Genomic DNA, 9,640 nt, shown 5'->3' on the forward strand with positions numbered 1-9,640 from the left:
GGATGCCGTGTCTCCCCGTCCCCATACACCACAAACTTCTCAGTGGTAAGGGCCTCAAGCCCCATCGGGCCGTAGGCGTGAAGCTTGGTGGTGGAGATGCCGATCTCGGCGCCCAGTCCCAGCTCGCCCCCGTCCGAGAAGCGGGACGAGGCGTTGACCAGCACCACCGACGCGTCAACGGTCCGTACAAAGCGACGGGCTGTGGGCAAATCGTCGGACGCGATGACCTCGGTGTGGTTGGACCCGTACTCGGTGATGTGCTCCATGGCGGCGTCGGGGCTGCCCACCACGCGGGCAGCCAGCGTGAGATCGAGATACTCGGCGGCATAGTCTTCATCGGTGGCCTCCCCTACGCCGGGGAGGAGTTGCTGCGTCCGAGCGTCGCCGCGCAGTTCCACGTCCTTTCGATCCAACAACTCTTTCGCACGCGGGAGAAAGTCCTTCGCCACATCCTCGTGCACGAGCAGCGTTTCCAACGCGTTGCAGACGCTGGGGCGCGAGACCTTGCCGTCGAGCAGCAGGTCCTCGGCGGTCTCCAGGTCCGCGTCCTGATCGACGTAGAGGTGGCAGACGCCCTTGTAGTGCTTGATCACCGGGATCTGACTCGTCTCGTCCACGAACCGGATCAGCCCCTCGCCGCCGCGCGGAATGACGAGGTCGAGGTGCTGATTGAGGGTCAGCATCTCTCGCACCGCTGCCCGGTCGGTGGTGGGCACGAGCGTGACGGCCGCCGGGGGGACATCTTCCGCCTCCAGGGCCTCGTGCAAGGCCGCCGCGACGGCCCGGTTCGAATGAAACGCGTTGGATCCGCCGCGCAGGAGGACGGCGTTCCCAGCCTTGAAGCAGAGGCCCGCGGCGTCGGCCGTCACGTTGGGGCGCGCCTCGTAGATCATGCCGATGACCCCGAGCGGGATGCGCATTTTCCCCACTTCGATGCCGCTGGGCCGTTGGGTCGTCCCGCTCATCTCCCCGACGGGGTCGGCAAACGAGGCCACGTCGCGCAGCGCGTCGGCCATCTTCGTGATCCGGTCGGGATTCAGGACGAGCCGGTCGATCAGGGCGTCGGCCAGGCCGTCCTCGCGCGCCGCGCCCACATCCTTGTCGTTGGCCGCCAGGATGGCCTCCTCGTTCGCCTCCAGCGCGTCCGCCATGCGCCGGAGCACGCGGTTCTTGGTTTCGGTGGAGAGAGTGCTTAGCTCTCGGGACGCCGCCTTGCAGTCCGCGGCGAGGGACTCGATGGACGGAGTCTTGGACATGGTCTCGGGCATGACGAGATGGGCGGTTGGTGTTTGGCTGTGGGACGGTGACTTACCGTACACAAAGCGGGCGGCGGTGCTCCGACCCTTTTCGGACACTGCGGATTTCGTGTTGCCTAGACGGGCGGGGACGACGCCCTGCGCCGGACACAACACGCTCACTCTTCCACCAGCACCAAATCGTCGCGGTGGATCACGTAGTCGGCCGGGGCGCCCCCGAGCACCTCCGCGATGGCGTGGCTCTGCCGCCCCTGGATGCGCTCCAGGTCGGCGGCGCCGTACTGGGTAATTCCCTTCGCGACGCGTGCAGGCCCGTCCCCCCTGCGCACGACCTCAACCGCATCGCCGCGCACAAAGCGGCCCTCCAGCGCCACGATGCCCGACGGAAGCAGGGACGCCCCCTCGTGCCGCAGCGCATCGGCCGCCCCCTGATCGACGACGATGCGTCCGGCCGTCGGGAGGGCGTGTAGCACCCAGTGCTTGCGCGCCGACAGGGGGCGCTCGGCCCGCCGGAAGAGCGTCCCCGGCATCTCACCGCGCCCCAGGGCATCGAGGTGATGGCCCTTCGTCCCATTTACGAGGACGGTGTCGATCCCGCGGTCCGTCGCCTTCTCCGCCGCCTCCACCTTCGTCTGCATGCCGCCGGTCGCCACCGCGCGGTGGGAGGGCCCCACCATGTCGTAGACCTCGTCGGTGATGGCCTCCACCTCGGGCAGATGCTCCGCGTCGGGGTCGTCGTGGGGATCGGCGGTGTAGAGCCCGTCCACGTCGGAGCAGATCACGAGCAGGTCGGCCTCGGCCACCCCCGCGACGTAGGCGGCGAGGTTGTCGTTGTCGCCCACCTGCAGCTCCTCGGTCGCGACGGTGTCGTTCTCGTTGACGATCGGCAGCGTGCCCCGATCAAGCAGCTCGGCGATCGTGTTCTTCGCGTTCACGAACCGGGACCGGCGCTGCAGGTCGTCGTAGGTAAGCAGAACCTGCGCGCAGGACACGTCGAAGAGCCGGCGCCAGTGGGCCATCAGCAGCGGCTGGCCCAGGGCCGCGAGGGCCTGCCGCTCCGGAATGGAAAGCCCCGTGCCGGGTCCGCTCCGGCCCTCCTCGGCGAGCCCGGCGGCCACGGCACCGGACGAGACGAGAAGAGCCTCTTTCCCCTGCCGGCGACTCTCGGTGATGAACCGTGCGATGGGCAGCAGGTGCGTCGTGCGACAGCCCTGATCGTCGGGGGCGACGAGCGCGCTGCCGACCTTCACGACGGCACGGCTCCACTCCGGAAGTTCGGGGGTGTTCATGGATGTCGACGGGTCGGACGACTGAGGAAAGCCTTGCTCCGGCGAGCACTTCAACGTACGGGTGGTCGTGCACAACATGAAGCCGGGGGCTGGCGGCTCCCTCCCCGAATACACGTCGCTGTGCCCCGACATGCCAGTGCTGGAGCCCCTTCGCCTCGCGGCCCGGCTGCAGTCGGTCCCCCCGCAGCGGTCAATCCCTGCATTCAGTCGATGGTGGACGTGTGCGGGCTCGGGCCCGAACGACACTAGCGCATCGGCGATCGGTCCGAGGGCGTTCAGCAGCGGGCCGGCCTCGCGCAGGCCCTCCTCCACGACCCGGGCACGCAACTCCCACCGGGGCTGGCTGTTTCTGCACCGCGTGTCGCTTGTCATTCGCCCCTGCGTTTCGATGGCCGCCCCCGCGCAATACCGTGCGATCTGGATTTCGGACGTCCACCTAGGGACGCCGCAGGCCAAGGCCTCCTTTCTCCTCGACTTTCTTCGCCACCACGACGCCGACCGGTACTACCTGATCGGCGACATCATCGACGGGTGGGCCCTGAAGCGCTCCTGGTACTGGCCGACGTCCCACAATGAGCTGATCCGGGGGCTGCTGCAAAAAGCCGAGGACACCAACGTCACCTACATCCCCGGCAACCACGACGAGGTGGCGCGCGACTTTCCTGGCCTCCAGCTCGGCGGCATCACCATCCAGCGCAAGACCTACCACCGCACGGCGGACGGGCGTCGCTTTCTCGTGGTGCACGGCGACGAGTTTGAGGGGGTGATCCGCTACTCCAAGTGGCTCGAGGTCTTGGGGAGCTGGACGTACAGCGGCGTCCTGGCGGCCGACCGCTGGCTAAACCGGGTGCGACGCCTGCTGAACTGGCCCTACTGGTCCCTCGCGAACTACCTGAAGGAAACCCACCAGATCCGGCAAATCATCACGGAGTTCGAGGACACCGCCGCGCGCGAGGCGAGCACCGAAGGCTTCGACGGGGTCATCTGCGGCCACATCCACCGGCCCCGAATGCGGACCATCGGCGACACGCAGTACGTCAACACCGGCGACTGGATGGAAAGCTGCACGGCCCTGATGGAGCACCGGGACGGGCGGCTGGAGCTTCACCGATGGATTCCGGATGGCGACGGTCCGCGGGACGTGATCGCCACCGAGGCGTCGCCGCCGCGGAACGGCACCCCCTCCCAGGTCACGTCCCCCGACGCCACCCGGCCGGACTCATAGCTCCTCCGGACACGGCGATTCATTTCTCCCTATTCGGAAGGGGCTCCGTCCCCTGGCGCTTCCGCCCGCCGCGGGAGTCGGTGCAGCTTTCCGGGGAACTCCTTCTCCAGAAATGATTCGAGACGCGCCGACGCCCGGCCCACGACGGTCCGGTCCACGCCCGTGTCAATCCCGAGCCCCTCGAGCAGGTAGGTCGTGTCCTCCGTGGCGATGTTGCCGGTGGCCCCGTCGATGAACGGGCACCCCCCCATGCCCGCGAGCGACGTATCGAACCGGTCCACGCCGCACTGCAGCGCCGCGTAGACGTTGGCAAGGCCCAGCCCCCGGGTGTCGTGGAGGTGCAGGACGAGCGGCGTGCCGCCGACGACGTCCCGCACCGCCCGGACCCGCGCCTTGATCATGCGGGGGTTCGCAAGGCCCGTGGAGTCGGCAAGCGACAGCGACTCGATCCCCAGGTCGGCGAAGTGGCGGCTCATGTCGACGACCTGGTCGAGCGGCGTGTCCCCCGGGGCCCTGTACCCGAACACGGTCTGGAAGCCCATCTGCACGTCCAGGCCCTGCTCGTGGGCGAGCCGCACCATGTCCTCCGCCTGCGCGACCGCCTCCTCCACCGTTCGGTTGGCGTTGTCCTGGCTGTGCTGGTCGTGCGTCGCGATCGAGAGGTCTACCTGTGACAGATCAGCCGCGTGGGCGCGCTCCAGTCCCCTCTGGTTGAGCGCGAGGCCAGCGTACGTGACGTCGTCCCGCTCGGGCAGTCGCTCGCACACCGCCTCCGCATCCTTCATCTGCGGAACCCACTTCGGGTGGACGAACGAAGCGACCTGGATGCGCGGCAGGCCCGCGTCGGCCAGCGCCGTGATGGTCTCGACCTTCAGGTCGGTCGGGATGAACTGGTCTTCGAACTGGAAGCCGTCGCGGGGCCCAACGTCGCAGAGCGCAACGGACTGAGGGAGGGACATGAGTGTGGCAAAAACACTGTGGGCGGGAATGAGCGGTACTCCAATGCCCCAACGCGCCTGAACGTTCGGCGGGCCGGCCGCCCCTTCTCTTCGAAAACAACACCCACACGCGAAACGCCCGAGGCTCAGCAAGAGGAGCCCCGGGCGCCATCCGTGCTCAACGGTCCTGCGTGGACCTCTACTGCGACGCCCCGCCGCCCGACGAGGAGTCGAGCGTGAAGAGGCCGTCCTCCAGCTCCGCATTGATGTCGAGGCTCTGGATGGTCGCCGTGACGGTATTCTCGCCGTCCCCGGTCGACTGGACCGTCTCGGTCGTAAACGGCAGCCGGACGCCGCTGACCTCCCGGAAGTCGGTGAACGTCTGCGTCACGCTCACCTGCTGGCCCGTCTGCGGGTTGGTCTGCTCGAGGGTCAGGCGCTCCGGGCGCATCGTCTCGGCGTGGAGATACAGGGTGTACGCGGACCCGGCGGGCGGCTCCACGGTCGCGACCTGGTAGCTCGTCCCGTCCACGGTCGTGTCTCCCTCGGCCGTCACCGTCAGGTCCTCGTGGTCCAGGTTGGCCATCAGGTACGGGAGGCTACGCCAAAGCTGCCCCATGATCTGGCCGCGGGCCGACGGCGGGGCGGTGCGCGTGCCCTGCGGGGTTTTCATCGTCATCGTCTCGCCGTCGCTCACCACGGTAATGCTCCCCATGGCGGTGCTGACCTCCGTCCGCAACTGATCGGGCAGGCGGACGACGAGCGTGCTCTCGTTGCCCTGCTGCTCGGTGACGACCCGCATGTTCTGAATCTGATCGAAGGCCGATCCGCCGAGGGCCGCTTTGGCGTTCGCCATCAGCTGCTGACCGGCCATCGCGGCCTCCTCCTCGGCGGCCGTCATTTCGGCCTCGTCTGCACCGGGCGCCTCGCGCGGAATCGAGATGTCGAGGGTATCGACCGTCCCGTCCTGACTGAGCGTCGACAGGTCCTCGCTGAACTGGTCGCCGTTCCCGACGATCAGGATGTGCGACTCGTCCGGGTGAAGGTACGTCTGCGCCGCCGACAACACGTCGTCCGGCGTCACCTCCTCGATGGCGTCCTGCGTCCGCTGCAGGAAGTCGGCGGGGTAGTCGTAATACTCGTAAGTCGCCCGCCGCCCCAGAATTTCCCGCTCCGAGTCGAAGTTGAAGACGAACGAGTTGAGATAGCTGTCCTTCGCGAGGCTGAGCTCCTCCTGCGTCGGCGGTTCGTCCCGCATCCGTTCCACCTCCGTCATGACCGCGTTCGTGGCCTCCACGGTGCTGGCACTCTGGGACGCGACGCCCGCGTAGAAGCGCCCGGCCCGGTTGTAGCCGGCCGTGTAGGTGCCCCCGACGGAGTACGCCAAGCCCTTTTCCCGGCGCACCTGCTGGAACAGGCGGCCGGAGAAGCCTCCGCTGAGGACCTCATTCATCATCCGGACCGAGGCGTAGTCGTCGCTCCGGCGGGTGATCTCGCCAGGGTGCCCCATCCGGATGTTGCTCTGGTTGACGTCGCTCTTCTGCACGAAGTTGACGGAGTGGGCACGCTCGGCCTCCGGCTCGGGTGGCGTGGGCGGCTCAAAGTCGTCCGGGGCCTCCCAGTCCCCAAACTGCTCGCGGAGCCGCTGCTCCATCCGGTCGGCGTCGAAGTCGCCCCACACGCTCAGGATGACGTTGTTCGGGTGGACGTACCGGTCGTGGAAGTCGACCAGGTCCTGCCGCTTGATCCGGTCGACCGTGTACAGCTCCGGGGTGCGGGCGTACGGACTGTCCTCCCCGTACAGGACCTTGTCAAACTCGCGGCTCACAATGGAGCCTGCCTGATCGTTCCGGCGCGTAATGCTCGACTGGACCTGGCTCTTGGCCTGCTGCACCCGATCCTCGGCGAAGGCGGGGCGGCGAAGCACCTCGGCGAACACCGGAAGCACCGTGTCGACGTGGTCGGAAAGTGTCGACATGTAGGCCGACCCGGAGGTCTCGCCGATGCTCGTCTCGACGGTGGCCGCGATGTTTTCGAGAACCGTATTCAGGCTGTCCGGCGCCATCGATTCGGTTCCGCCGGTGCGCATGACGGTGCCCGTAATGGAGGCGAGGCCCCGCTTCTCGGCGGGTTCGTAGACGGAGCCCACCCCGATCTGGGCGGAGGCGTTCACCTGGGGCAACTCCGGGTCTTCCAGCAGAAAGACGATCATGCCGTTGTCGAGCTCGACACGCTCGGGCTCGGGGACCTCAAAGTCGCGGAGGTCCGGGTACGTGAGCTCCGTCACATCGTAGTCGGCCGTTTGAATGTCCGTCTCCTGGGCCGAGGCCGGATGCACGGCCCCCAGTCCCATCAGGAGGAGACCCAGGGCCGCGACGGAGACGAGACGGGAAGGCGAGAAGCGATCCATCGTACAAAGGGGAGGTCTGGTCAGCAGGGTGTGCCGAGAGAAAGGGAAAAATCGCACGGTGTGCTAGTTCGCGGCGGCCGTGGGTTGCTCCTCGTCGTCGGTGGTTTTGATCATGGCGACGGTGCGATTGCTGCGCTTGAAGGTGTTCTGGGCCACGCGCTGTACGTCGTCCGCCGTGATCGCCTCGATGGCGTCCAGCCGCCGGAAGACCGAGCGCCAGTCGCCCCGCAGCTCTTCCATCTGCGCAAATTGAAGGGCAAGCCCCTGGTTGGAATCAAGCTGTCCGATGAGGTCGGACCGCGCCCGTGTCTTGGCCCGCGCCAGCTCTTCTTGTGTGATTCCGTCCTCCTTGATGGCCTCCAGCTCGTCGTAGATCATGTGCTCCACACTGTCCGGAGACACCCCCCGGTTCGGCACCCCGAAGACGCCAAACATGGTGTCGTACTTGCTGCCCGGAAAGGCCGGCAGGGCCTGCACCTGAAGGGCCTTCTCCTCCGTCACCAGGGCCTCGTAGAGCCGACTCGTGCGGCCGCCCGTCAGCACGTCCCCCAGGACATCGTAGACGGGCGCATCCTCGCTCTGCATGCTGGGCCGGTGAAAGCCCATCACCACAAAGGGCTGCGTCTGCTCCCGGATGATGACACGGCGCTCACTGATCTGCTCCGGCTCCTGGGTCCGGACCGGGAGCGGCTCGTCGCCCCCGGACAGCCCCCCAAAGTACTCTTCGGCGAGGGCCCGCATCCGCTCCGGGTCCACGTCCCCGGCGATGCCGATGGTCAGGTTGCGGGGCGTGTAGTGCTCCTCGAAAAACTGCTTCGCGTCGGTCCGCGACAGGTTCTCGAGGTCCGACATGTGCCCGATGGTGGGGTTGCCGTAAGGATGGGCCTTGAAGGCGGTGGTAAGAAATTCCTCCACCAGGCGGCCCGTCGGGCTCGACTCGGTGCGCTGACGCCGCTCCTCCATCACCACATCGCGCTCGGTGTAGAACTCGCGGAGCACCGGATTCGCGAAGCGGTCGGCCTCCAGCGCGAAGAAGAGCTCCGCCTTGTTGGCCGGTAGGCTGTAGAAGTACCGGGTCGCGTCGGCCGAGGTTGTGGCGTTTAGGCCGGTCACCCCGTTCCGCTCCAGGATGTTTTCGAATTCCCCCTTTTCGATGTACGACTCGGCCTCGCCCGAGGCCTGCTCGAACTGCTCTTCGAGCTCCGCGATGCGGGCAGAATCGGCCAGGGGGCCCTTGGCTCGCTCCCGTCGAAGCTGCAGGTACACCTCCTCCTGCCGCTCCAGGGCCTGCATTTCGCTTTGGATGTCCTTGGTGCTGATGGTGGTCGTGCCCTTAAACGCCATGTGCTCGAACATGTGGGCGATGCCGGTCTTGCCCTCCGGCTCGTCGACTGACCCCACGTCGGCGTACGTGGCGAACGAAGCCACCGGGGCCTCGTGGCGCTCGATCACCACGAAATCCAGCCCGTTGTCCAGCGTAAAGGTGGTCACTTTGCCCTCGAATTGCTCCAGCAGGTCTTGGCCCTGGGCAGGCAGGGTCGTTCCCGCGAGCAAAACGAGCAGTGCGGCGAGTGTAAGGCCGATCCGCGACCCGTATCCGCGAAGCGAAGACCAGTCCATGAGACACAGAGGTTCTTGGAAGAGAGAAGGACAAAACCATTTTCAATAACGACGCTATCGGGGCAATTTGATACAGCGGCTGTCCCCCTAAACTCCCGTTTATTGATAATTTTACATTTTCCCCACGCTCCGGGTCGTCGAACGAACCGTCCTGGCGACGCGTAGACACTGTGTTCGAGTTTCTGAAACCAACTCCTTTTCCCGATGCAGTTTATCAATCAGCCGGACGCCGAGGACGACGAGGCGTGGTGGGACCGTTTTGAGGAGTTGCTCGACGACCAGAACGAATGGCCGACGCAGTACACCTTCAAGTTTATTGCCCCGGCCCCCCGGCTGGACGAACTGAAGGCCGTGTTCGACGATCACCCGGTCCGGGTTCGGGAGTCGAGCAAGGGAAACTACAAGAGCGTGACGGCTCACCTGCGCATGTCGTCGAGCGAAGAGGTCATCGAGGTCTACGAGCGCGCCTCCGGCATCGAGGACGTCATCGCACTGTAGTCCCCCACTCGTCCTCGCCCACTTGTCCCCCGTACCGATGCGCAGGCCTTTTGCGTTGCTTCTGTGTTTAGTGGCCCTCCAAACCGGCTGCTCGGATGAACTGACGTGGCGCGCCGTTGATCACCTGATCGCGACCGACCACCCGAACACGCCGTCCCTGTCGACCGACTCGCTCGCAGAGCGGCTCGCGGCCCCCTCCTCCGCCCGGCCCGTCCTGCTCGATGCGCGTTCGCCGGAAGAGTACGCGGTGAGCCACCTGCCCGGGGCGCGGCGTGTGGACCCGTCGGCCGACACATATCCGGCCCTCGACACGCTCGCGGCGGAGACGCCAATCGTGGTCTACTGCTCGGTCGGCTACCGGTCGGCGGGCGTGGTGCAGGCGCTGCAGAGGCAGGGCTTTTCCC

Annotated in this window: 8 protein-coding genes; 3 read left to right on the forward strand and 5 right to left on the reverse strand. The window is 66.6% G+C overall.

Going from position 1 to position 9,640, the window contains the following annotated elements:
- Positions 1-1,256, reverse strand: a 1,256-nt coding sequence (locus V5A20_RS11330; protein WP_332327373.1) for a glutamate-5-semialdehyde dehydrogenase, incomplete at its 3' end; no start/stop codon positions are given.
- Between the two features lie 158 nt (positions 1,257-1,414).
- Positions 1,415-2,545: a glutamate 5-kinase gene (gene proB / locus V5A20_RS11335; RefSeq protein ID WP_332327374.1), complete on the reverse strand. Its 1,131-nt coding sequence runs from the start codon at positions 2,543-2,545 to the stop codon at positions 1,415-1,417.
- Between the two features lie 388 nt (positions 2,546-2,933).
- Here proB and V5A20_RS11340 point away from each other — a divergent pair, with 388 nt between their 5' ends.
- Positions 2,934-3,770 (forward strand): UDP-2,3-diacylglucosamine diphosphatase, encoded by an 837-nt coding sequence (locus V5A20_RS11340; protein ID WP_332316526.1) that lies wholly within the window; start codon positions 2,934-2,936, stop codon positions 3,768-3,770.
- 29 nt (positions 3,771-3,799) lie between these two features.
- Here the strand turns inward: V5A20_RS11340 and V5A20_RS11345 are convergent, their stop codons facing one another.
- The 3 genes from V5A20_RS11345 to V5A20_RS11355 all read right to left on the reverse strand — a co-directional run bounded on the left by V5A20_RS11345 (position 3,800) and on the right by V5A20_RS11355 (position 8,738).
- Positions 3,800-4,729: a hydroxymethylglutaryl-CoA lyase gene (locus V5A20_RS11345; protein ID WP_332316527.1), complete on the reverse strand. Its 930-nt coding sequence runs from the start codon at positions 4,727-4,729 to the stop codon at positions 3,800-3,802.
- Positions 4,730-4,907: 178 nt separating this feature from the next.
- Positions 4,908-7,118, reverse strand: a complete 2,211-nt coding sequence (locus tag V5A20_RS11350) for an insulinase family protein (protein ID WP_332316528.1) — start codon at positions 7,116-7,118, stop codon at positions 4,908-4,910.
- 63 nt (positions 7,119-7,181) lie between these two features.
- Positions 7,182-8,738 (reverse strand): M16 family metallopeptidase, encoded by a 1,557-nt coding sequence (locus tag V5A20_RS11355; RefSeq protein ID WP_332327375.1) that lies wholly within the window; start codon positions 8,736-8,738, stop codon positions 7,182-7,184.
- Positions 8,739-8,942: 204 nt separating this feature from the next.
- Here V5A20_RS11355 and V5A20_RS11360 point away from each other — a divergent pair, with 204 nt between their 5' ends.
- On the forward strand, positions 8,943-9,236 hold the full coding sequence (locus V5A20_RS11360) for a DUF493 domain-containing protein (protein WP_332316530.1): 294 nt from the start codon (positions 8,943-8,945) through the stop codon (positions 9,234-9,236).
- 37 nt (positions 9,237-9,273) lie between these two features.
- Positions 9,274-9,640, forward strand: a 367-nt coding sequence (locus V5A20_RS11365; protein WP_332316531.1) for a rhodanese-like domain-containing protein, incomplete at its 3' end; no start/stop codon positions are given.

It is taken from the genome of Salinibacter sp. (assembly GCF_036626415.1).
In the GTDB taxonomy this organism is placed as follows: Bacteria; Bacteroidota; Rhodothermia; order Rhodothermales; family Salinibacteraceae; genus Salinibacter.